This is a genomic window from Pseudomonas sp. RHF3.3-3 (assembly GCF_048069595.1).
In the GTDB taxonomy this organism is placed as follows: domain Bacteria; phylum Pseudomonadota; class Gammaproteobacteria; order Pseudomonadales; family Pseudomonadaceae; genus Aquipseudomonas; species Aquipseudomonas fuscovaginae_B.
The window spans coordinates 998,534-1,020,306 of record NZ_CP182250.1; the positions used below are offsets into that span (position 1 = coordinate 998,534).

25 protein-coding genes are annotated in these 21,773 nt (G+C 64.4%); 18 read left to right on the forward strand and 7 right to left on the reverse strand.

Going from position 1 to position 21,773, the window contains the following annotated elements; genetic code table 11:
- Nucleotides 1–32 precede the first annotated feature (32 nt).
- Nucleotides 33–1,250 carry a cytochrome c biogenesis protein DipZ gene (locus tag ACMGT0_RS04425; protein ID WP_054058573.1) on the forward strand — a complete coding sequence of 406 codons (1,218 nt, stop codon included), beginning with the start codon at nt 33–35 and terminating at the stop codon, nt 1,248–1,250.
- Between the two features lie 272 nt (nt 1,251–1,522).
- Nucleotides 1,523–1,927: a hypothetical protein gene (locus tag ACMGT0_RS04430; protein ID WP_416771634.1), complete on the forward strand. Its 405-nt coding sequence runs from the start codon at nt 1,523–1,525 to the stop codon at nt 1,925–1,927.
- 85 nt (nt 1,928–2,012) lie between these two features.
- Here ACMGT0_RS04430 and ACMGT0_RS04435 read toward each other — a convergent pair whose 3' ends face one another.
- Complete coding sequence (locus ACMGT0_RS04435; RefSeq protein ID WP_017903103.1) at nt 2,013–2,360, reverse strand: cupin domain-containing protein; 348 nt, start codon at nt 2,358–2,360, stop codon at nt 2,013–2,015.
- Nucleotides 2,361–2,494: 134 nt separating this feature from the next.
- Nucleotides 2,495–2,809: a putative quinol monooxygenase gene (locus ACMGT0_RS04440; RefSeq protein WP_054058572.1), complete on the reverse strand. Its 315-nt coding sequence runs from the start codon at nt 2,807–2,809 to the stop codon at nt 2,495–2,497.
- A gap of 194 nt (nt 2,810–3,003) precedes the next feature.
- Between ACMGT0_RS04440 and ACMGT0_RS04445 the strand changes: the two genes are divergently transcribed.
- From ACMGT0_RS04445 to ACMGT0_RS04475, 7 genes are all read left to right on the forward strand, one after another.
- On the forward strand, nt 3,004–3,594 hold the full coding sequence (locus ACMGT0_RS04445) for an NAD(P)H-dependent oxidoreductase (protein WP_054058571.1): 591 nt from the start codon (nt 3,004–3,006) through the stop codon (nt 3,592–3,594).
- A 55-nt stretch (nt 3,595–3,649) separates the two neighbouring features.
- The gene (locus tag ACMGT0_RS04450) at nt 3,650–4,558 is read left to right on the forward strand and encodes a LysR family transcriptional regulator (protein WP_054058577.1); all 909 of its coding nucleotides are present in this window, start codon (nt 3,650–3,652) and stop codon (nt 4,556–4,558) included.
- A gap of 128 nt (nt 4,559–4,686) precedes the next feature.
- Complete coding sequence (locus ACMGT0_RS04455) at nt 4,687–5,580, forward strand: NAD-dependent epimerase/dehydratase family protein (RefSeq protein WP_054058570.1); 894 nt, start codon at nt 4,687–4,689, stop codon at nt 5,578–5,580.
- Nucleotides 5,581–5,720: 140 nt separating this feature from the next.
- Nucleotides 5,721–6,089 (forward strand): glyoxalase superfamily protein, encoded by a 369-nt coding sequence (locus tag ACMGT0_RS04460; protein ID WP_054058569.1) that lies wholly within the window; start codon nt 5,721–5,723, stop codon nt 6,087–6,089.
- A 114-nt stretch (nt 6,090–6,203) separates the two neighbouring features.
- Nucleotides 6,204–7,553 carry a UDP-N-acetylmuramate:L-alanyl-gamma-D-glutamyl-meso-diaminopimelate ligase gene (gene mpl, locus ACMGT0_RS04465; protein WP_416771638.1) on the forward strand — a complete coding sequence of 450 codons (1,350 nt, stop codon included), beginning with the start codon at nt 6,204–6,206 and terminating at the stop codon, nt 7,551–7,553.
- Nucleotides 7,550–8,179, forward strand: a complete 630-nt coding sequence (gene ubiX / locus ACMGT0_RS04470) for a flavin prenyltransferase UbiX (protein ID WP_081009897.1) — start codon at nt 7,550–7,552, stop codon at nt 8,177–8,179. The genes mpl and ubiX overlap by 4 nt, the downstream gene beginning before the upstream one ends.
- Nucleotides 8,172–8,459 carry a YceK/YidQ family lipoprotein gene (locus ACMGT0_RS04475; protein WP_054058567.1) on the forward strand — a complete coding sequence of 96 codons (288 nt, stop codon included), beginning with the start codon at nt 8,172–8,174 and terminating at the stop codon, nt 8,457–8,459. The genes ubiX and ACMGT0_RS04475 overlap by 8 nt, the downstream gene beginning before the upstream one ends.
- Nucleotides 8,460–8,767: 308 nt before the next feature.
- On the opposite strand, the gene ACMGT0_RS04480 is transcribed toward ACMGT0_RS04475, so the two are convergent.
- From ACMGT0_RS04480 to ACMGT0_RS04490, 3 genes are all read right to left on the reverse strand, one after another.
- Nucleotides 8,768–9,409, reverse strand: a complete 642-nt coding sequence (locus tag ACMGT0_RS04480) for a nucleoside-diphosphate sugar epimerase (RefSeq protein WP_054058566.1) — start codon at nt 9,407–9,409, stop codon at nt 8,768–8,770.
- A gap of 27 nt (nt 9,410–9,436) precedes the next feature.
- A complete protein-coding gene (locus tag ACMGT0_RS04485) occupies nt 9,437–11,155 on the reverse strand; it encodes a C13 family peptidase (RefSeq protein ID WP_054058565.1) in 1,719 nt (572 codons plus the stop codon).
- Between the two features lie 111 nt (nt 11,156–11,266).
- Nucleotides 11,267–11,722, reverse strand: a complete 456-nt coding sequence (locus ACMGT0_RS04490) for a MaoC family dehydratase (protein WP_054058564.1) — start codon at nt 11,720–11,722, stop codon at nt 11,267–11,269.
- 162 nt (nt 11,723–11,884) lie between these two features.
- Here ACMGT0_RS04490 and ACMGT0_RS04495 point away from each other — a divergent pair, with 162 nt between their 5' ends.
- The 3 genes from ACMGT0_RS04495 to ACMGT0_RS04505 are packed head-to-tail and all read left to right on the forward strand — an operon-like array spanning nt 11,885 to nt 13,563.
- The gene (locus ACMGT0_RS04495) at nt 11,885–12,247 is read left to right on the forward strand and encodes a CidA/LrgA family protein (protein ID WP_054058563.1); all 363 of its coding nucleotides are present in this window, start codon (nt 11,885–11,887) and stop codon (nt 12,245–12,247) included.
- Entirely contained in the window at nt 12,244–12,960 is a 717-nt protein-coding gene (locus tag ACMGT0_RS04500; RefSeq protein ID WP_416771640.1) for an LrgB family protein, read from the forward strand. The genes ACMGT0_RS04495 and ACMGT0_RS04500 overlap by 4 nt, the downstream gene beginning before the upstream one ends.
- Before the next feature lie 12 nt (nt 12,961–12,972).
- Nucleotides 12,973–13,563 carry an LON peptidase substrate-binding domain-containing protein gene (locus tag ACMGT0_RS04505; RefSeq protein ID WP_054058561.1) on the forward strand — a complete coding sequence of 197 codons (591 nt, stop codon included), beginning with the start codon at nt 12,973–12,975 and terminating at the stop codon, nt 13,561–13,563.
- A 29-nt stretch (nt 13,564–13,592) separates the two neighbouring features.
- On the opposite strand, the gene ACMGT0_RS04510 is transcribed toward ACMGT0_RS04505, so the two are convergent.
- Both ACMGT0_RS04510 and ACMGT0_RS04515 read right to left on the reverse strand, forming a co-directional pair.
- A complete protein-coding gene (locus tag ACMGT0_RS04510; protein WP_416771642.1) occupies nt 13,593–14,909 on the reverse strand; it encodes a bifunctional DedA family/phosphatase PAP2 family protein in 1,317 nt (438 codons plus the stop codon).
- Nucleotides 14,910–14,924: 15 nt separating this feature from the next.
- The gene (locus ACMGT0_RS04515) at nt 14,925–15,611 is read right to left on the reverse strand and encodes a DNA-3-methyladenine glycosylase (protein WP_054061509.1); all 687 of its coding nucleotides are present in this window, start codon (nt 15,609–15,611) and stop codon (nt 14,925–14,927) included.
- Nucleotides 15,612–15,790: 179 nt separating this feature from the next.
- On the opposite strand from ACMGT0_RS04515, the gene ACMGT0_RS04520 reads away from it, so the two are divergent.
- The 6 genes from ACMGT0_RS04520 to rodA all read left to right on the forward strand — a co-directional run bounded on the left by ACMGT0_RS04520 (nt 15,791) and on the right by rodA (nt 21,760).
- Complete coding sequence (locus ACMGT0_RS04520; RefSeq protein ID WP_416771644.1) at nt 15,791–17,062, forward strand: glutamate-5-semialdehyde dehydrogenase; 1,272 nt, start codon at nt 15,791–15,793, stop codon at nt 17,060–17,062.
- Between the two features lie 28 nt (nt 17,063–17,090).
- On the forward strand, nt 17,091–17,753 hold the full coding sequence (gene nadD / locus ACMGT0_RS04525; RefSeq protein ID WP_192842765.1) for a nicotinate-nucleotide adenylyltransferase: 663 nt from the start codon (nt 17,091–17,093) through the stop codon (nt 17,751–17,753).
- A gap of 66 nt (nt 17,754–17,819) precedes the next feature.
- The gene (rsfS, locus tag ACMGT0_RS04530) at nt 17,820–18,245 is read left to right on the forward strand and encodes a ribosome silencing factor (RefSeq protein ID WP_054060068.1); all 426 of its coding nucleotides are present in this window, start codon (nt 17,820–17,822) and stop codon (nt 18,243–18,245) included.
- Between the two features lie 9 nt (nt 18,246–18,254).
- Entirely contained in the window at nt 18,255–18,722 is a 468-nt protein-coding gene (gene rlmH, locus ACMGT0_RS04535; RefSeq protein WP_003185785.1) for a 23S rRNA (pseudouridine(1915)-N(3))-methyltransferase RlmH, read from the forward strand.
- Between the two features lie 9 nt (nt 18,723–18,731).
- A complete protein-coding gene (gene mrdA / locus ACMGT0_RS04540) occupies nt 18,732–20,618 on the forward strand; it encodes a penicillin-binding protein 2 (RefSeq protein ID WP_054060067.1) in 1,887 nt (628 codons plus the stop codon).
- 38 nt (nt 20,619–20,656) lie between these two features.
- Entirely contained in the window at nt 20,657–21,760 is a 1,104-nt protein-coding gene (gene rodA / locus ACMGT0_RS04545; protein WP_010446724.1) for a rod shape-determining protein RodA, read from the forward strand.
- The last annotated feature ends 13 nt before the right edge of the window (nt 21,761–21,773 follow it).

The window sequence follows — 21,773 nt, forward strand, 5'->3', positions numbered from 1 at the left end:
CGGTTTCATGCCTGCATCTGCCAGGTGACGTCATGCTGCTTATCGCTTTCCTCGGCGGGATACTGACGGTGCTCAGTCCTTGCATCCTGCCGGTCGTACCCTTCCTTTTCGCGCGGGCCGATCGTTCCCGCTCGTCGGTGCTGTTGACCCTGGGCGGCATGGCGCTGACCTTCGCCCTGGTGTCGAGCCTGGCGGTGGTCAGCAGCGCCTGGGTGATCCAGGCCAACGCTGCCGGCCGTCAGTTGGCGCTGATCGTGATGGTGCTGTTCGCCCTGTCACTGATTTCCGCCCGCGCGGGGGCCTGGCTGTCGCGGCCGTTCGTGCTGCTGGGCAATCGCCTCGATCCGGCGGCGCGCCAGCTGTCGGGGCCGTTGGCCGCGCTGCTGGTCGGCGTCGCCACCGGGCTGTTGTGGGCACCCTGTGCCGGACCGATTCTCGGCGTGATCCTGACCAGCGCCATGCTGCAGGGCGCCAATGCACAGACCAGCCTGTTGCTGCTGGCCTATGGCCTGGGCAGTGCGTTGTCTCTCGGCACGCTGATCTTCGCCGGCCGTGGCCTGGTCAACCGGCTCAAGCCTTCCATCCCGGTGACCGGCTGGCTGCGGCGTGGGGCCGGCGTGCTGGTCCTGCTGTCGGCGGTGCTGATCTCGACCGGGGCGAACAACACCCTGCTCGCCGGTACCTCGTCACAGGGCTCGGCGTCGGTGGAGCAGAGCCTGCTCAAGCAGATTCCGCGGGCCATCGACTACGTGATCAGCAAGGCCAATGCGGCCACGGCGGTCGACCTCGAAGCCAAGGGCGCGATGCCTGCGCTGGACGGTGCGGTGGAGTGGCTGAACTCGGCGCCGCTCAACCGTGAGTCCCTGCGCGGCAAGGTGGTGCTGGTGGACTTCTGGACCTTCGACTGCATCAACTGCCAGCACACCCTGCCCTATGTGAAGGACTGGGCGAAGAAATACGAGAAGGACGGGCTGGTGGTGATCGGCGTGCATACCCCCGAATATGCCTACGAGAAGATCCTCGGCAACGTGCGCCAGCAGGTGAAGGAACTGGGGATCGGTTACCCGGTGGCGATCGACAACGACTACCGTATCTGGCGGGCGTTCGATAACCAGTACTGGCCGGCCCACTACCTGATCGATGCCAAGGGGCAGGTGCGCTACACCCATTTCGGCGAAGGCCGTTATGACGAACAGGAAAAGGTCATCCAGACCCTGCTGCAGGAGGCCAAGGCTGGCAGTGCCAGCTGAGCCCCGGAATCCGGCAGCGATAGCCGCAAGGTCCCGCCACGGACCTTGCGGCTTTTTTGTGGGCGGGTGTTCGAGTGGCACCGGGCTCGGGCATCGGCACGTTGTATCAGACTGTGTACGTGGCCCGCCGCCATACAGTGCGCCACCTTATCGCCCGTTCGCGACACACGGTGGATACAGCCCTGCGTTGAAATGTACCTGTCGAACGGTGAGGCCGGTCCAGGCCCCACCCAACCCTCAGAGTCTTACTCACAAACGCAGGAGTGTTACCCATGTTCAAGTTCTCTACCGCTTCCCTGGCCCTCACCCTGGCTTTGGTCGGTGGCCTCGGCCTGGCGAATGCCGCTTCGGCCAATGTGCCGGCAACCGGGTTCGGCGCGATCAACCAGCATCGGCTGGCGGAGGGCGGTTCTGACCGTCTGCTGGAGCGTCGTGTGGCGGAAGGTGGTTCCGATCGCCTGCTGGAGCGCCGTGTGGCGGAGGGTGGCTCGGACCGTTTGCTGGAACGCCGTGTAGCGGAAGGTGGTTCCGATCGTCTGCTGGAGCGCCGTGTGGCGGAAGGTGGTTCCGATCGCCTGCTGGAGCGCCGTGTGGCGGAAGGTGGTTCCGATCGCCTGCTGGAGCGTCGTGTGGCCGAAGGTGGCTCGGATCGCTTGCTGGAACGTCGTGTCGCTTGAAGATTGACGACCTCTCGAACCGTTCCTCACGACAGGGCCCCGTGTCTTTCGAGACGGGGCCCGGATCGAAACGCGCCTGGTGCTGTCAGGCGAACACGAAGTACTTGCGCACGGTCTCGACGACTTCCCAGGTGCCCTTCATGCCTGGCTCGACGATGAAGATATCGCCGGCCTTCAAGTGGATCGGCGCCTGACCGTCCGGCGTGATGATGCAGTAGCCTTCCTGGAAGTGGCAGTACTCCCACTTCACGTAATCGACCCGCCACTTGCCCGGGGTGCAGATCCAGGTGCCCATGATCTTGCTGCCGTCTTCGCTGTTGTAGGCGTTGAGGTTGACGGTGTGCGGATCGCCTTCGAGCTTTTCCCATTTGCAGGCGTCGAGCACCGGCAGTGGGTGGGTATCGCGCAGAACGGTAATCGGTGGATTGGACATGCTGGGCTCCGGGCACAGGTTCTGAATGAAGCCTGCACCCTAACGGGGGCGCCCGCCGCAGGGATGTCCAGGCTCGACATCCAGCTGTCCATGCGCGCACAGGCCGTTTTCGCCCGGCAGGGGGCCGCTGTTGATCAGCGGCTGGCCGAGGATGGGCTGAGCATGTCGATCAGGCGGATCTCGAAATCCCGCTCGAGGAACGCCATGCGCTGCTCGTGGAAGGCCCGCATGTGCGGCAGCGCCGAGTGCACGTCCAGGTGAGCCTTCGATTGCCAGATCTCGTAGAAGATGAACAGGGTCGGGTCGGCGTGGTCGCGCAGCATGTGGTATTCGATGCAGCCGTCTTCCCGGCGGCTGGGTTCGACATAGGCGCGAAACAGCGCCTCGAAGGCCTCGGCCTTTTCCGGGCGGGTCTTGGCATGCAGGATAAAACCGTAGGGTTGGCTCATGGATTCACTCCGGGCAGGACAGGTTCTGGAGGCCGTCAATGCTAAGGCAACAATACGTCGAGCATTCGTGCCGTTACGGCAAAAGCGATTTGCGTCAGCCACGCTTTTTCGCCGTGCGTGCGAGGGCTAACCTGCGCCCGCACCTGAACCTGTCGACCGGGCTGCCCTTGGGGCCGCCCTCCATGAGACCGACCATGAAAAAGATCCTGCTACTCAACGGCGGCAAGGCGTTCGCCCACTCCGCCGGCCGCTACAACGCCACCCTGCATGAAACCGCCGTGGCCTACCTCGATCGCTCCGGTTGCGATGTCAGACAGACCTGGATCGACCAGGGCTACGATGTCGCCGAGGAAGTTGCCAAGTTTCTCTGGGCCGACGTGATCATCTACCAGATGCCTGGCTGGTGGATGGGCGCGCCCTGGACGGTGAAGAAGTACATCGACGAAGTGTTCACCGCGGGCCACGGCAGCCTCTACGCCAACGATGGCCGGACGCGTTCCGACGCCTCGCAGAAGTACGGCAGCGGTGGTCTGATCCAGGGCAAGCAGTACATGCTGTCGCTGACCTGGAACGCGCCACGGCAGGCTTTCGACGACCCCACCGATTTCTTCGAGGCCAAGGGCGTGGATGCGGTCTACTTCCCGTTTCACAAGGCCAACCAGTTCCTCGGCATGAGCGGCCTGCCGACCTTTCTCTGTGTCGACGTGATGAAGGTACCGGCCATCGAGGCGGATATCCGGCGCTACGAGCAGCACCTGGCAGAGGTTTTCGATTTGCCGAAGTGAGGTTCCTTTTGCCTCGAGGCCGGCTAATATCAGGCTCTTGAGTTGAGAGGTGAGTGTGAAAGCCAGGTCGGATGAGTTGCAGATCTTCGTCTGCGTGATCGAGTGCGGTTCGATTTCCGCGGCGGCCGAACAGGTCGGGCAGACGCCGTCGGCGGTCAGCCGCAGCCTGTCGCGGCTGGAGGCCAAGCTCGAGACCACGCTGATCAATCGCACCACGCGACGCATGGACCTGACCGAGGAAGGCAAGTTCTTCTTCGAGCGGGCCAAGCAGATCCTCGAGCAGATGGACGAGCTGGAAGAACGCCTGGCCCTGCGCCAGCAGACGCCCGCCGGGCGCCTGCGTATCAACGCCGCCTCGCCGTTCATGCTGCACGCGGTGGTCCCGTACATCGCCGAGTTTCGCAGCCTGTACCCGGACATCCAGCTGGAACTCAACAGCAACGACCTGATCATCGACCTGCTGGAGCAGAGCACCGACATCGCCATCCGCATCGGCCACCTGGCGGATTCGACCCTGCATGCCCGCTCGCTGGGCAGCAGCCCGCTGAACATCCTGGCCAGCCCCGCCTACCTGGCGCGTTACGGCGAGCCGGTCAGTGTCGATGAGCTGTCCCGACACACCCTGCTGGGGTTCACCCAGACCGAAACGCTCAATCACTGGCCGTTGCGGCATGCCCAGGGCGACCGCTGGCAGATCCGCCCCGACCTCAGCGCCTCCAGCGGCGAGACCCTGCGCCAACTGGCGCTGGAGGGGCAGGGGATCGTCTGCCTGTCGCACTTCATGACTCACCAGGACATCCAGTCCGGCCGCCTGCAGGTGATCCTCCCCGAAGCCAACAGCGGCTACCGCCAGCCGATCCATGCGGTGTACTACCGCAACTCGCAGTTGGCGCTGCGTATCCAGTGCTTCCTCGATTTCATCCAGGGCAAGCTGGCGGGGTATGCGGGGCCCGTGGTGGCATAGCCCTGACGCTGGGCGCCAGCTCTTGATTCGTGACTCCAGCGCAAGAGTGAATTGGGCAATAGGGGGTTATTCGGCACGGATAAGTTTTCGATACTCGCTCCATCACTTATCCATGCAGGGAGTTCTCCATGAACGTATTCGTTACCGGCGCCGCCGGTTTCATTGGCGGTTCCATCGCGACCGGGCTGGTCGCCGCCGGCCATCGGGTCACCGGGCTGGTGCGCAGTGCCGAGCAGGTGCAGGAACTGCGTGATTTGGGCATTACCCCGGTGGTCGGCAGCCTGGACGACAGCGAACTGCTCGCCGAGCAGGCGCGCCAGGCCGATGCGGTGATCAACGCTGCCAGCAGCGACCATCGCGGTGCGGTCGAGGCGCTGCTCGACGCCTTGCGTGGTTCCGACAAGGTGTTCCTGCACACCAGCGGTTCGAGCATCGTCGGCGACGCCTCCGGCGGCAAGGCCAGCGATATCGTCTATTACGAAGGCCGGCTGCCGGAACCGACCGTCGACAAGGCGGCGCGGGTGGCCATCGACCACCGGGTGCTCGACGCGGCGAAATCCGGCGTGCGCTCGGCGGTGCTCTGCAACACCCTGATCTACGGCCACAGCCTGGGCGTCAAGCGTGACAGCGTGCAGTTGCCGCGCCTGCTCAAGCAGGCCCGCAAGCGTGGCGTGGTCCGGCACGTCGGGAGCGGGCAGAACATCTGGTCCAACGTGCACATCGAGGATGTGGTGGCGCTGTACCTGCTGGCGTTGACCGGCAACCCGCCGGGCACCTTCTATTTCGTCGAAAGCGGCGAAGCCTCGTTCATAGACATGACCACCGCCATGGCCAGGGCGCTGAACCTGGGTGAGCCGCAGGATTGGCCGCTGGCGGACGCCGAGGCCGAGTGGGGTTATGAGATGGCCAATTACGGCCTGGGTTCCAACAGCCGGGTCCGCGGCAGCAACGCCCGTGAACTGCTGGGCTGGGTACCCAAGCGCAACTCGGTGATCGACTGGATCCTCAACGAGATGGTTTGAGCCCAAGCGGCTATGCTGGTGATTGGCGTCAGGTTTTTGCGAACGAAGTCGCGCTTTTGCGCGATAATGGCACTGAGCCACTAAAGAAACCCGTTCCATGGCCGAAGCGCTTTGATCCAGAACCGCCAGGAAGACCTGACATGAGCTTCGGTAAGACCACCCCCATTCTGCGAATTTTCGACGAGGGCAAGGCGTTGGAGTTCTACGTCGACTTCCTGGGTTTCCAGGTCGACTGGCAGCATCGTTTCGAGCCGGGTTTCCCCTTGTATCTGCAGGTGTCCAAGGGCAATTGCGTGTTGCACCTGAGCGAGCATCACGGTGATAGCACTCCGGGTTCGGCGCTGCGTATCGAGACCGACGAGCTGGAAGCCTTTCGCGAACAACTGCTGGCCAAGGGCTTCGGCTACGCCCGTCCGGAAATCCAGGCCATGCCCTGGGGCAGCATGGACATGCCGATCGCCGACCCGTTCGGCAACCGCCTGGTGTTCACCAACGCGATCTGCGTCTGAGCCACAGGGCTTCGAATCGATGTCGAAGCCCTGCCAGTCACCTCGAATCTGAAACACAAGGTGCGATTTCCCCCGCCCTGGGCTAACCTGCGGCCATGTTTTACGAGGTCGACTATGCACATTCATATTCTGGGTATCTGCGGCACCTTCATGGGCTCGATGGCTGTTCTGGCCAAGGAACTGGGCCATCACGTGACGGGCTCCGATGCCAATGTCTATCCGCCGATGAGCACGCAACTGCAGGCCCAGGGTATCGAACTGACCCAGGGTTATGACCCGGCCCAGCTCGATCCGGCCCCGGACCTGGTGGTGATCGGCAATGCCATGTCCCGTGGCAACCCCGCGGTCGAGTACGTGCTGAACAAGGGCCTGCCCTACGTGTCCGGCCCGCAGTGGCTGGCCGACCATGTGCTGCAGGGGCGCTGGGTCCTGGCCGTGGCCGGCACCCACGGCAAGACCACCACCAGCAGCATGCTCGCCTGGGTGCTGGAGCACGCGGGCATGAGCCCGGGCTTCCTGATCGGCGGCGTGCCGCAGAATTTCTCGGTATCGGCGCGCCTGGGCGGCACGCCGTTCTTCGTGATCGAGGCCGACGAGTACGACAGCGCGTTCTTCGACAAGCGCTCCAAGTTCGTCCACTACCATCCGCGCACGGCGATCCTGAACAACCTGGAGTTCGACCACGCGGACATCTTCCCCGACCTGCCAGCCATCGAGCGGCAGTTCCACCACCTGGTACGGACCATCCCCAGCGAAGGCCTGGTCATTCACCCGACCACCGAGCCGGCGTTGAAGCGGGTGATCGACATGGGCTGCTGGACCCCGGTGCAGACCACCGGTGCCGGTGGCCAGTGGCAGGCGCGCCTGCTCAGCGAGGACGGTTCGCGTTTCGAGGTGCTGTTCGAGGGCGTGGCCCAGGGCACGGTCGAGTGGGAACTGACCGGCCAGCACAACGTCGCCAATGCCCTGGCCACCCTGGCCGCGGCGCGGCATGTCGGCGTGGTGCCGGCGATGGGTATTGCCGGTCTGAGTGCGTTCAAGAGCGTCAAGCGGCGCATGGAAAAGGTCGCCGAAGTCCACGGCGTGACCATCTACGACGACTTCGCCCACCATCCGACCGCCATTGCCACGACCCTCGACGGCCTGCGCAAGAAGGTCGGCGATGCACCGGTGATCGCCATCATCGAACCGCGTTCCAACTCCATGAAACTGGGCGCTCACCGCGATGGCCTGCCGGAGAGCGTGGTCCAGGCCGATCAGGTGATCTGGTACGCGCCGGCCAATCTCGGCTGGGACCTGGGCGCCACGGCGGCCTTGTGCAGTGTGCCGTCGATTGTCAGCGACTCCCTGGAGGGCATCATCGAACGGGTGAAAAGCCAGGCCAAGCCCGGCACGCACGTGGTGATCATGAGCAACGGCGGCTTCGGCGGGCTGCACGGCAAACTGGCCGAGGCCCTGCGGTGAACGGCCCGGAGCGTATCACCCTGGCGATGACCGGCGCCTCCGGGGCGCAGTATGGCTTGCGCCTGCTCGATTGCCTGGTGCGCGAGGACCGCGAAGTGCACTTCCTGATCTCCAAGGCGGCGCAGTTGGTGATGGCGACGGAGACGGACGTCACCCTGCCGCCCAAGCCGCAGGCGATGCAGGCGTTCCTCACCGAGTACACCGGGGCCCAGGCCGGGCAGATCCGCGTGTACGGCAAGGAGGACTGGATGTCGCCGGTGGCCTCCGGCTCCGGCTCGCCGGCGGCGATGGTGGTGGTGCCATGCTCCACCGGGACCTTGTCGGCCATCGCCACGGGCGCCTGCAACAACCTGATCGAGCGGGCGGCGGACGTGACCCTCAAGGAGCGTCGGCAACTGATCCTGGTGCCGCGCGAGGCGCCGTATTCGAGCATTCATCTGGAGAACATGCTCAAGCTGTCGAACATGGGCGTGACGATCCTGCCGGCTTCGCCGGGCTTCTATCATCAGCCGCAGACCATCGACGACCTGGTGGATTTCGTGGTGGCGCGGATTCTCAATCTGTTGAATATCCCCCAGGACATGCTGCCGCGCTGGGGTGAGCATCATTTGAACAGCAATGAGTAAGGCGCTGCTGGGCCTGCTGCTGGCACTGCAACTGGCGGGTTGTGCGACGGCGCGGACGCTGGATGCCGGCAAGGCCGGGGCGCCGCTCGTCTATGCCGGCACGCGGTTGGACCTGTACGCGTTGCAGGGTGGCTGTTGTGCCCGTGACCGGTTCGGCGCCGAGGCGCCGGGGTATCCTGGGTTGGACCTGCCGGCGAGTGCCTTGCTCGATACGCTGCTGTTGCCGTTGTCGGTGTTCACGGCGTTGGGCGTCGGGTTTCAGGCGACGGGTGGGTTGTAGGCTATGTACGAAATCGCTTGAAACTTGGTTATGCGGCGTTAAAAACCGGCTCGGAATGCTCATTTACTCCAGTAAAGTCGGGCGCGACCCCGGCCGTTCCTCGCCGGTTTTTGCCTTGCCTAACCTGCGTTTCAAACAATTTCGTACACAGCCTAGGGCCGGGGATCGTGTTTTGCCCCTTCGCGGGCAAGCCGGATCGCCGCGCCGCCCGCTCCTGCAGGCGGTCGAATCGGTTCACGCGGTCCTGTAGGAGCGCGGCTTGCCCGCGAAGAGTCCCGCCCTGGCAACAAAAATCTACCTGGCGAAAGCTACTTGCCGAGCCGGCGCAACTCATCCGACTCGACGATCCGCACCCCGTCCTGCTCCTCCAGCGCCAGGCGCCACAGCGCCCGGGCCAGTTGGCAGGCCTCGATCCCGCGATACTTGCCGGGAATCAGCTTCGACAGCGGTGCCGCCAACTGTTCGGCCAGGCGCGGTTCGCTACGCTCGCCGATCAGCAGCGACGGCCGGGCGATGGTCAACTGCGGCCAGCCCTGGGCCTTCAGCGACTCCTCCATCTCACCCTTGACCCGGCTGTAGAACACCTTGGATTTCGGGTTGGCGTCCACCGCGCTGACCACGATCAGGTGCCGCGCGCCCAGTTCCCGCGCACGCTTGCCGAAAGCCACCACCATATCGTGGTCGACAGCGCGAAAGGCTTCTTCGGAGCCGGCGAGCTTGATCGTGGTGCCCAGGCAGCAGATCGCCAGGTCGACCCGGCCGCTCAGTTGCGGCAGGAAGATCGCCGGGTCGCCGACCGGGTTCTCCAGGTGCGGATGTTTCGCCAGTGGGCGACGCGAAGGGGCGAGGACGCGACTGACCGTGGGTTCGTTGAGCAGTCGGTCCAGCAGATGTTCACCGGTCAGGCCGGTGGCTCCAGCGAGCAGGATGTGCTGAGGCGTCAAGTACATAAAATATCTCCCTTGATACGAATCAGCTTAGTTGCTCTTGGCGCCCTTGCTGTCCAGTGAAGCGCTTTGCAACGCTTTTCTTGCCTGTTGCTTGCGTAGCTGCTGCCAGTGGGCCAGCACGCCCTTGGGGGCCCAGATCTGCGGTTCCGACGCCTCGAAGTTGTCCGCCTGCTCACGTTCGGCAACATGGGCCTTGGCCAGGTTGAAGGCCTGCTGCAGGTCGTCGGTCTGGTTCAGGGCCTGGGCGAACAGGGCATCGCCGAAGTAGGTGAAGTCCGCTTCCTCGGAGCAGCCGAAGGACACCCGGTCGGCCCGCGAGGCGGTCATGATCAGGGTTCTTTCATCCTTGAGGGCCGGAATGAAGCCGCCGGAGTAACAGGCCGAAATGACGATGACCTTGTCGCGGTTCTTCAACGGGGCCAGGGCCTGGGCCATTTCATCGGCGGGCAGGTCGGCCAGTTCCAGGCGTGGCTGGTCCAGCACCAGTTCATGGGCGTGGGTACCGTGGCTTGTCAGGTAGATGAAGATCAGGTCTTCCGGGCCACTGCGTTCGGCCAGGGCCTGGGCGGCCCGGTGCAGGTTTTCGCGGGTGGCCATCGGCCGATCGATCAGGTGATCGCGATGGTTCACCAGGCTGATCTGGCCATAGGCGCCAAAGCGGGTGGCGAGCATCTTGCCGACATAGTCGGCTTCACGCAGGAAGACGCTCTGCTTGCCGTCACCGGCCAGCACCAGGCTGTACAGCTCGATGGCCGGCGTGGAGGCCGGAACCGCGGCGAGGGCTTTTTCCAACAGGGGCCCCTGGGCCAGCAGGCCCAGTTCGAGCTGGTCCGGCAGCAGTTTGCCATCGGCCTCGCGAACCCGCTGGCCATTGCTCCAGATGCCGCTTTGCACCCGGCCGTCCGCCAGGGTCAGGATGCCCCGGCCCTCGTACGTGTCGCTGGCGAACTCGCCGACATAGTGGCTGCCATCGGCCAGGTTCAACTGGCCGAAACCGTTGAAGCGCCATTCGCTGAACTCACCGCGATAATGGCTGCCATCGACGCCGATCAGTTCACCCTGGCCATTGAGTACGCCGTCCTTGAACTCGCCGATCCAGACATCGCCGTCGGCGTTTTCATAGCGGCCCTTGCCGTTCAGCTGGTTGTGCCGGAAACCGCCGGCGTACTGGTCGCCTTCGGCACTGTTGAAGGTCCCGACGCCTTCCAGTTGGCCGTTGACGAAGCGCCCGGTGAACTGGTTGCCGCTGGCATCGCTGCGCTGGCCCTCGCCGTTGGGCTTGCCGTGGGCGAACTCGCCCTGGTATTGGCTGCCGTCTTCCAGTTCGAGGTGGCCGAGGCCGGAATACTGGTCGTCCCTGAATTCGCCGCGGTAGGTCATGCCGGCTTCCTTCAGGGTGCCTTCGCCGTTGCGTCGGCCCAGCTTGAAACCGCCGGTGTAGCTGCTGTCATGAAGGGTCAGGGTGCCCTGGCCATGGAACAGGCCCTGCTGGAACTGGCCCTTGTAGACCTCGCCGTTGCTGCCGTGCCACTCGCCGTCGCCATGCCACTGGCCATTGAGGAACTGCCCGGCATACCAGCTGCCGTTCGGGTAGTCGATGCGCCCCTGGCCTTGCAGCAGGCCATTGACCACTTCCCCGCGGTAGCGGCCGCCGTCCGGCAGACGGGCGTCCGGCGGTAGCAGTGATTCGCCATCACCGCAGGCGGTGAGCAACAGGGTCAGGGCAAGGGGTGCAAATGGGCGCATGACGGGATCCGGGCAATTAGGGGACCGAGTATGCCGAAGCATTGTGTCGTGTCCAGAGGTAAAGCACGAAACAGCACCGTCGCCGCTTCGTGCCGCAGCCCGGATGTCGCTTCAGACGAAGCAGAGCGACAGAGGTTCAGCGATATAGGCAGGTTTTTCCTGGCCTTCGATCTCCAGCGTGGCGGTTGCCTTGAGCAGCCACTGGCCCGGCTTTTTCTCGGTGGCGTCGACCAGCTCGACCTTGAGCCGCACCCGCGAGTCGACCTTGACCGGCTGGATGAAGCGCACGCTGTCCAGGCCATAGTTGACGACCATCTTCAAGCCTTCGGGCAGGATCAGGATGTCCTCCATCAGCTTGGGGATCAGCGACAGCGAGAGAAAGCCGTGGGCAATGGTGCTGCCAAAAGGTGTTTGCGCGGCCTTGACCGGGTCGACGTGGATGAACTGATAATCGCCGGTGGCCTCCGCGAACAGGTTGATGCGCTCCTGGTCGATGGTGAACCATTCGGAACGTCCCAGTTCCTTGCCGACATAGTCTTTGAGTTGCGCTACGGGTACATAGGGCATTGAGCCTCTCCTTGGTCGTTCGGGGTCAGGCCTTGGGTTGCAGCCCTTGGCATCCACTGTAGATCATCACGGCCGTTGTGCCCGGTCAAGCGACCATGGCTTTGGCGAATGCCGGCGTATCGGCATGCTTATAATGGGGTGCGTTGACAAGGGGGAGTACGGATGTTGCTGCGCGGCCTGACCTGGCTGGTGCTGTTCCAGTTGCTTGGCACGGCTATCAATCATTTGTGTGTACCGATGTTGCCGGGGCCGATCATCGGCCTGCTGCTGTTGCTGGCCTTCCTGCTGATTCGGGGTGAGGTCGGGGCACCGTTGAGCGAGGCGGCCAGCAGCCTGCTGCGCTACCTGCCGTTGCTGCTGGTGCCGCCGGCCGTGGGCGTGATGGTCTACGCCAGCGATATCGCCGCGGATTTCTGGGCCATTGTCGGCTCGCTGGTGCTGTCGGTACTGATTTCCATGGCCCTGGTCGGGGTGCTGATGAACTGGCTGATCCGGCGCAAGGATCGGCGCGAGGGCGAACGATGACATTGGATTGGCAAGGGGCGTGGGCGGCGGTGATTCACCATCCGCTGTTCGGTATCGGAGTCACCCTGGGCGCCTATCAACTGGTGCTGGCGGGGTTCGAGAAAACCCGCTGGATCTTCCTGCAGCCGGTGCTGGCGTCGATGGCGCTGGTGGTCGGTGTGCTGTTGCTGTGTGGCCTGGACTATGCCGAATATCGCAAGAGCACCGAGATTCTCGGCATCCTGCTCGGCCCGGCGACCGTTGCCCTGGCGGTGCCGCTGTACCTCAACCTGCGGCGGATCCGACAATTGTTCTGGCCGATTTTTACTACGCTGGTGATTGGTGGCGTGATTGCCACTGGCCTGTGCGTGCTGCTGGGTTGGTGGTTCGGCGCCGAGCCGCGGATGCTGATGACCATGGCACCGAAATCGGTGACGTCCCCCATTGCGATGCTGGTGGCCGAGCAGATCGGCGGTGTGGCCGCCCTGGCCGCGGTGTTCGTGCTGATCACCGGGGTGATCGGCGCGATTGCCGGCCCGCCCATGCTGACCCGCCTGGGTGTGATGCGGCCCGAGGCCAGGGGCATGGCCCTGGGCATGACCGCCCATGCGGTGGGCACCTCGGTGGCCCTGCAGGAAAGCGACGAATGCGGTGCCTTCGCGGCGCTGGCGATGAGTTTGATGGGCGTGACCACTGCGGTACTGTTGCCCCTGATCGTCACCTGGATGGTTTAAGGAAACCCTTGTATGAGCTTGGCGCTGTTCCCCCTGAACACCGTGCTGTTTCCCGGCTGCACCCTCGATCTGCAGATTTTCGAGGCGCGTTACCTGGACATGATCAGTCGCTGCATGAAGCAGGGCAGCGGTTTTGGCGTGGTGTGCATCCTTGAAGGCGAAGAGGTCGGCCCGGCGCCGCAGGGCTTCGCCCGGATCGGCTGCGAGGCGCTGATTCGCGATTTCCAGCAGCAGGACAACGGTCTGCTGGGGATCCGGGTCGAGGGCGGCCGGCGCTTTCGTGTGCTCGACAGCGAATTGCAGAAGGACCAGTTGACCGTCGCCCAGGTGCAGTGGCTGGACGAGGTTCCCGAACAGCCGCTGCAGGATGAGGACGAAGACCTGGTGGCCCTGCTCAAGGCCCTGGCCGAGCACCCGATGGTCGCGGCGTTGAACATGGGCACCGAGGCCGGTGGGCAGCAGTCGCTGGCGAACCAGCTGGCTTATCTGCTGCCGTTTTCCGATCTGGACAAGATCGATCTGCTGGAGCTCGATGATCCGCAGCAGCGCCTGGATGCGATCCAGGAACTGCTTGACGAGTTGCAGGGCGAACTGTTCGCCTAGTGGCCTGTGTGGCTAATTCGCACAGGCCACTAGTAGGCATACCGCAGCAACTGCTGAGGTATGTGCCACAGCGCATGTGAGCCGTACAGCGCCACGGCGGCCGGCAGGATCAGCCACCAGGCCCGTGGTGGCATGCTGCCCAGCGGCAGGTGGCGCTGGCTCAGGGTCAGGCTGGCAGCCAGGACGGCAATCGCCAGCAAGGCCCCGGCCAGGATGTCCGTGGGCCAATGCGCGCCCAGGTAGACCCGTGACAACGCCACGGCGAACGCTGGCAGGCAGCCGAGCAGCAGCCAGGTGACGCGCATCCGGGGTGGCTGGTCGCGGCCGGCCAGCACCGCCAGTACCAGGAAGAAGGCGAACGAGCCCGAGCTGTGACCGCTGGGCATGCTGTAGCTGGTGATCGGGTCGCTGAGGACTTCCGGACGCATGCGGGCGAACAGATGCTTGGTGGCGGTGTTGCCGATGGCGGTGACGGCCAGGGTGCCGCCAAAAAACAGCGCATGCCGCCATTGCCGGGCCAGCAGCAACAGCAGCGTGAGCACCGTTGCGACGGTGAACTGGGTGCGGAAGTCGCCCAGGCGGGTGATGATCACGGCGATCAGGTCGAAGCTGCTGTCACGGTGCTCCTGGACCAGTGCCATCAGCCCCTGGTCGAACGCCTGCAAGTGCGGGTAGCCGAGGAACAGGCCGGCCAGCAGCAACAGGCTCAGCCCGGAAATCAGCAGCGTGGCCCGTGGATGGCGCTTGAGGCTGCAATGGATGCACAGGCCGATCAGGGCCGCGAGGCCCGCCGCGACCACCGCGGTCTGCGGCCAGAACCCCTCGGGCAGCGGCAGGCGGAACGCCGCGCCGGTGGCCCAGCCCGGCAGCAGGTAGGCCACCGACCAGCCGGCGCCGGCAAGCAGGCTGACGCCGATGAAGCGTGGCAGCGGCATGTCGCACATGCCGGCGATCATCGGCAGCATTGGCCGCAACGGGCCGATGAAGCGTCCCACCAGCAGGCTGGCGATGCCGTAGCGCTGGAAGTAGGACTCGGCACCGTTCATCCATTCCGGGTGCTGGCGCAGGCCGGGCAGGCGGCGGATGTTCTGGTGAAAACGCCTGCCCAGGGTGTAGGACAAGCCGTCGCCGAGCAGGCCGCCGAGAAACCCCAGCAGCAGGGTTTCACCCAGCGGCAGGGCGCCGCTGCCGGCCAGGACGGCGATGGCGAACAGCAGGACGGTGCCCGGCACGATGATGCCGGCGATGGCCAGGCATTCGACGCAGGCGACGATGAACACGGCCAGGCCGAGCCACTGCGGATTGGCTGTCAGCCAGCCGGTGATGCTATCGAGCCATGGGCCCATGGGCGATTTCCTTGTTCAGGGTAGCAGGTGGTAGTCCCTGCCTTCGACCTGGCCCCGGCGCAGCGGGTTGCGGGTGCAGCAGGTGGCATATTCGGCATCGACGAAGCGATACATCAGGTGCTCATCCCTGCCCAGGGGGATGCCCAGGCGGGTGGTCTGGATGATGCGTGCCGGCCGGTTGCCGACGTCTTCGACGAACAGCCGCTGCGGGTCGAAGCGCTTGGCGTCCCAGATCGGCACCTTCAGGCCCAGCGCCTTGCACAGCAGGGTCTGGCCGGCACACAGTTTCTGCGCCGGGCGCGGGCCACCCTGGGCGTCCGGGTTGTTCAGTTGCATCTGCGCCAGGCTGGCGGGGCCTGAGCGGTCGTCGGTCCAGGGATAGGCCGACTTGATCAGCACGGCGTTCCCCGGCCCCCGGGCACTGAAGTTCAGCGAGTCGCCACCGCGAGCGTAGTACATATAGATGTGCCCGCCATCCAGAAACAAAGCCTTACGCTTTTCTGTATAGCCGAGGGAGGCATGGCTGCCTTTTTCCTCGAAGTAGTAGGCTTCGGTCTCTATGATGCGTGCCGCGAGCCACAGATCGCCGACCCGATGACGTATGACTTTTCCCAGCAGTTCGCGGGCGAGCAGTTGCGCGTCGCGGTCGAAAAAGCTGTCTGGCAGGGCGTTTGGCAGGGGGAGGGGTGTCAGATTGGACATCGTCGCTGATGGGCATTCCGGACTGTTTGGAGGCCAATCATACCGATTTTGTGCTTAATTCAGGCTGAATGGCGGCTGTTTGTGCGGCATTTCGACCATCCGCCCGGCACCGCTGTCCGTCAGGCGGCGCGACAGCTATAATCGGCCGCTTTCTTCTTTGCCAAGACCTCCTCAAGACCATGACCGAGTCCGTTCCTGACTACATGACCCGCCTGGGTCGCGCAGCCCGCGAGGCTTCCCGCGTGATCGGCCGTGCCAGCACCGCGCAGAAGAATCGCGCGCTGCACGCCGCCGCCGCCGCGCTGGATGCGGCGCGTGACGAACTGGTCGCCGCCAATGAGCTCGACCTGGCCGCTGCCCGCGCCAATGGTCTGGAGCCGGCGCTGGTCGAGCGTCTGGCACTGACGCCGGCGCGGATCGACAGCATGATCGTCGGTCTGCGCCAGGTAGCGAACCTGCCGGACCCGGTCGGGGCGATCCGCGACATGAGCTACCGGCCGTCGGGTATCCAGGTCGGCAGGATGCGCGTGCCGCTGGGGGTCGTGGGGATCATCTACGAATCGCGGCCGAACGTGACCATCGATGCCGCCAGCCTGTGCCTGAAGTCCGGCAACGCGACGATCCTGCGTGGCGGCTCCGAAGCGATCCACTCCAACCGTGCCATCGCCACCTGCATCCAGCGCGGCCTGGACGAGGCCGGCCTGCCGGCGGCCGTCGTGCAGGTGGTGGAAGTCACCGACCGGGCCGCTGTCGGGGCGCTGATCAGCATGCCCGAGTATGTCGACGTGATCGTACCCCGTGGCGGCAAGGGCCTGATCGAGCGGATCAGCCGCGATGCCCGGGTGCCGGTGATCAAGCACCTGGACGGCATCTGCCACGTGTATGTCAGCGCCCGTGCCGACCTCGACAAGGCCCGGCGCATCGCCTTAAACGCCAAGACCTATCGCTACGGCATCTGCGGCGCCATGGAGACCCTGCTGGTGGACAAGGCCGTGGCCGAGTCCTTCCTGCCGGCCATGGCCGAGCAGTTCCGGGCCAAGGGCGTCGAGCTGCGTGGCTGCGCGCGGACCCGGGCGATCATCGAGGCCGTGGCGGCGACCGAAGAGGACTGGAACACCGAATACCTGGCGCCGATCCTGTCGATCCGCGTCGTCGACGGCCTGGACATGGCCGTCGAGCACATCAACGGCTACGGTTCCCATCACACGGACTCGATCGTCACCGAGGATCTGGCCGAGTCCCGGCGCTTCATGGCCGACGTCGACTCCAGCTCGGTGATGCTCAACACCCCGACCTGCTTCGCCGATGGTTTCGAATACGGGCTGGGTGCCGAGATCGGCATCTCTACTGATAAGCTGCACGCCCGCGGACCGGTCGGTCTGGAAGGCCTGACCTGCGAGAAGTACATCGTGGTCGGCGACGGGCAGTTGCGTGGCCAGGAGTCGCTCTGACTTGGTCGGCAAACGCCAGTCAGCCGCCGTGCCCCCTCGCGAAGTTCCACCTCGGCGCATCGGTGTGCTCGGCGGAACCTTCGACCCGGTGCACATCGGCCATTTGCGCAGTGCCCTGGAGGTCGCGGAACTGATGGAGCTCGATGAGTTGCGCCTGATGCCCAGCGCCCGGCCTCCTCATCGCGACACGCCGCAGGTTTCGGCGCGTGCCCGGCTGGCGATGGTCGAATGCGCAGTGGCCGGCATCGCGCCGCTGGTGGTCGACGATCGGGAGCTGCAGCGGGACAAGCCGTCCTACACTATCGACACCCTGGAACTCATGCGGGCCGAGTTGGCCGCCGAGGACCAATTGTTTCTGTTGCTGGGCTGGGACGCATTCTGCGGCCTGCCCACCTGGCATCGCTGGGAGGAGTTGCTCCTGCATTGCCACATCCTGGTGCTGCAACGCCCGGATGCCGACAGCGAGCCGCCGGATGCCTTGCGCAACCTGCTGGCCGCACGGTCGGTCAGCGACCCGAAGGCCCTGCCGGGGCCTGGCGGGCATATTACATTCGTCTGGCAGACACCCCTCGCGGTGTCGGCCACCCAGATCCGTCAACTGCTGGCCAGCGGTAAGTCGGTACGTTTCCTGGTGCCTGACGCGGTCCTGGCCTATATCGATGCGCACGGTCTGTACCGTGCGTCGAACTGAAGGTGGGTTTCAACGCCGCAAGTTGCGCGAAGAAATCGCCAAACATACGAGCTGAATGAGTTTTATATGACGAACAAAGAAGTTTTGAACGGCGCGGACATCGTCGAAGTGGCCAAGGCCGCACTGGAAGACGTCAAGGCCCAGGATATCCAGGTCATCGACGTGCGTGACAAGAACAGCATCACCGACTACATGGTGATCGCCACCGGTACCTCCAACCGCCAGATCAACGCGATGCTGGACAAGGTGCGCGAGAACGTGAAGGCCAAGGGCCTGCGTCCGCTGGGCGAGGAAGGCAAGGGCGACAGCGACTGGGTGCTGCTGGACCTGGACACCGTCATCGTGCACATGATGACCGCCTCGGCTCGCCAGTTCTATGACCTGGAGCGCCTGTGGGCCGGTGCCGAGCAGAGCCGTTCGGCCAGCGCTGCCCACCACAGCCCGGAAAACTCCCATGAGCACTTCGCCAAGCTCAACAAGGACATGGAATAAGGGTCGCCCGTGCGTCTGCGTCTGATTGCCGTCGGTTCCCGCATGCCCAAATGGGTGGAAGAGGGTTGGCATGAGTATGCCAAGCGTCTGCCTTCCGAACTGGCGCTGGAACTGGTGGAGATACCGCTCAATACCCGGGGCAAGAATGCCGACGTGGCTCGTTTCATCCGTCAGGAAGGCGAGGCCATGCTGGCCAAGGTCGGCCCCAACGAGCGGATCGTCACGCTGGAGGTCCACGGCAAGCCGTGGAGCACCGAGCAGTTGGCGGTCGAACTGGATCGCTGGCGCCTGGATTCGCGTACGGTCAACTTCATGGTCGGTGGCCCCGAGGGGCTGGCGCCGGAAGTCTGTGCACGGGCCGATCAGCGCTGGTCGCTGTCGCCGCTGACGCTGCCGCACCCGCTGGTGCGGATTCTGATCGGTGAACAGCTGTATCGTGCCTGGACCGTGCTGTCCGGCCACCCCTATCACAAATAAGCCTGCCGAATGACCCAGCCGATTCGCCTCAAGGACCACGAGAAAGACGCCCGTCTGGTGCGTAACCGTGTCGTGGTCGGCGCGGTGGTGGTCGTGCTGCTGATTTGTGTGCTGATCGCCCGCCTGTATTTCCTGCAGGTGATCCAGTACGACTACCACTCGACCCTGTCGGAAAACAACCGCGTCCATGTGCAGTCGATCCCGCCGCCCCGCGGCCTGATCTACGACCGCAATGGTGTGGTGGTGGCCGATAACCGGCCGAGTTTCAGCCTGAGCATGACCCGCGAACGGGCCGGCAACTGGCAGGAAGTGCTGGATGTGATCGTCGAGGTGTTGCAACTGACGCCCGAGGATCGCGTGCTCTTCGAAAAACGCATGCGCCAGGGGCGCCGGCCGTTCGAGCCGGTGCCGATCCTGTTCGAGCTCACCGAGGAGCAGATCGCCCGCGTCGCCGTGAACCAGTTCCGCCTGCCGGGCGTCGAGGTGGTCGCGCAGTTGGTTCGCCATTATCCACAGGGCGCGCACTTCGCCCATTCGGTGGGTTACATGGGGCGGATCAACGAAAAGGAGGCCAAGGTCCTCGACCCGGTGAACTACAGCGGTACCCACCATATCGGCAAGACCGGCATCGAACGCTTCTACGAGGCGGAGCTGCATGGCCAGGTCGGTTACGAGGAGGTCGAGACCAACGCCCGCGGTCGTATCCTGCGGGTGCTCAAGCGCACAGATCCGGTACCGGGCAAGGACATCGTCCTCAGCCTGGACATCAAGCTGCAGGAAGCCGCCGAGGAAGCCCTGGGTGGCCGTCGTGGCGCGGTGGTGGCGCTCGATCCGAGCACCGGCGAGGTGCTGGCAATGGTCAGCCAGCCGAGTTTCGACCCGAACCTGTTCGTCACCGGCATCAGCTTCAAGGCCTACGCCGAACTGCGCGATTCCATCGACCGGCCGCTGTTCAACCGGGTGTTGCGCGGTCTGTACCCGCCCGGCTCGACCATCAAGCCGGCGGTGGCGATCGCCGGCCTGGACAGCGGTGTGGTCAACGCCTCGACGCGAGTCTTCGACCCCGGCTACTACGAGTTGCCGAACTACGATCACAAATACCGCAACTGGAACCGCACCGGCGACGGCTGGGTCGACCTCGACACGGCGATCATGCGTTCCAACGACACCTATTTCTACGACCTGGCCCACAAGCTGGGGATCGACCGCCTGGCCAGCTACATGAACAAGTTCGGCCTGGGCCAGAAGGTCTCCCTGGACATGTTCGAGGAATCGCCGGGGCTGATGCCGTCGCGCGAGTGGAAGCGCACCACGCGCCGCCAGGCCTGGTTCCCGGGCGAGACGCTGATCCTCGGGATCGGCCAGGGCTACATGCAGGCCACGCCGCTGCAACTGGCCCAGGCCACGGCCCTGGTGGCGAACAAGGGCGTGTGGAACCGGCCGCACCTGGCCAAGACCATCGAGGGCCAGCGGCCGAAGGATGACAACCCGATGCCGGATATCGTCCTGCGCAACCCGTCGGACTGGGACAAGGTCAACCACGGCATGCAGCAGGTGATGCACGGTGCCCGTGGTACCGCGCGCAAGGCCTCGATCGGCGCGCAGTACCTGATCGCCGGCAAGAGTGGTACGGCTCAGGTCGTGGCGATCAAGCAGGGTGAGAAATATGATCGCTCGAAGGTCCTGGAACGCCATCGCGACCACGCGTTGTTCGTCGGCTTTGCCCCGGCCAACAACCCCAAGATCGTCGTCGCGGTGATGGTCGAGAACGGCGAGTCCGGTTCCGGCGTCGCGGCGCCGGTGGTCCGCCAGGTGATGGATGCCTGGCTGCTCGGCCCGGATGGCCGGCTCAAACCTGAATACGCTGGCACTACTACCGCGGAGGCTACGCCGTGATTGCCAATTTCGATCGCATCCTCTCCAGTGAGGATGTGATGCGCCGCCGGGCCACCCTGTTGCAGCGCATGCACATCGACGGCCCGTTGCTGGTCCTGCTGCTGACCCTGGCGGCCGGCAGCCTGTTCGTCCTGTACTCGGCCAGCGGCAAGAGCTGGGACCTGCTGATCAAGCAGGCGACGTCCTTCGGTATCGGCCTGGTGTCGATGATCGTCATTGCCCAGTTCGAGCCGCGTTTCATGGCCCGCTGGGTGCCCCTGGCCTATGTGCTGGGGGTCATGCTGCTGGTGGTGGTGGACGTCATGGGCCACAACGCCATGGGCGCGACGCGCTGGATCAACATTCCCGGGGTCATTCGTTTCCAGCCGTCGGAATTCATGAAGATCCTGATGCCGGCGACCATCGCCTGGTACCTGTCCAAGCGCACCCTGCCGCCGCAGCTCAAGCATGTGGGGATCAGCCTGATGCTGATCGGCGTGCCCTTCATCCTGATCGTCCGCCAGCCCGACCTCGGCACCTCGCTGCTGGTGCTGGCGGGTGGCGCGTTCGTGCTGTTCATGGGGGGGCTGCGCTGGCGCTGGATCCTCAGCGTGCTGGCAGCGGCGGTACCGGTGGCGGTGGGCATGTGGTTCTTCATCATGCACGACTACCAGAAGCAGCGGATCCTGACCTTCCTCGACCCGGAAAGCGACCCGCTGGGGACCGGCTGGAACATCATCCAGTCCAAGGCCGCCATCGGTTCCGGCGGCGTGTTCGGCAAGGGCTGGCTGCTGGGCACCCAGTCGCACCTGGACTTCCTGCCGGAAAGCCACACCGACTTCATCATCGCGGTGATGGGCGAGGAGTTCGGCCTGGTGGGGATCTGCGTCCTGCTGCTGCTATACCTGTTGCTGATCGGTCGTGGGCTGGTGATCACCGCCCAGGCCCAGACCCTGTTCGGCAAGCTGCTGGCTGGCAGCCTGACCATGACTTTCTTCGTTTATGTTTTCGTCAATATCGGTATGGTCAGTGGCCTGTTGCCTGTCGTCGGGGTGCCGTTGCCGTTCATTAGCTACGGCGGAACTTCGCTGGTGACACTGCTGTCAGCGTTTGGGATTTTGATGTCGATCCATACCCACCGTAAGTGGATCGCACAGGTTTGATTAAGGTGAACAG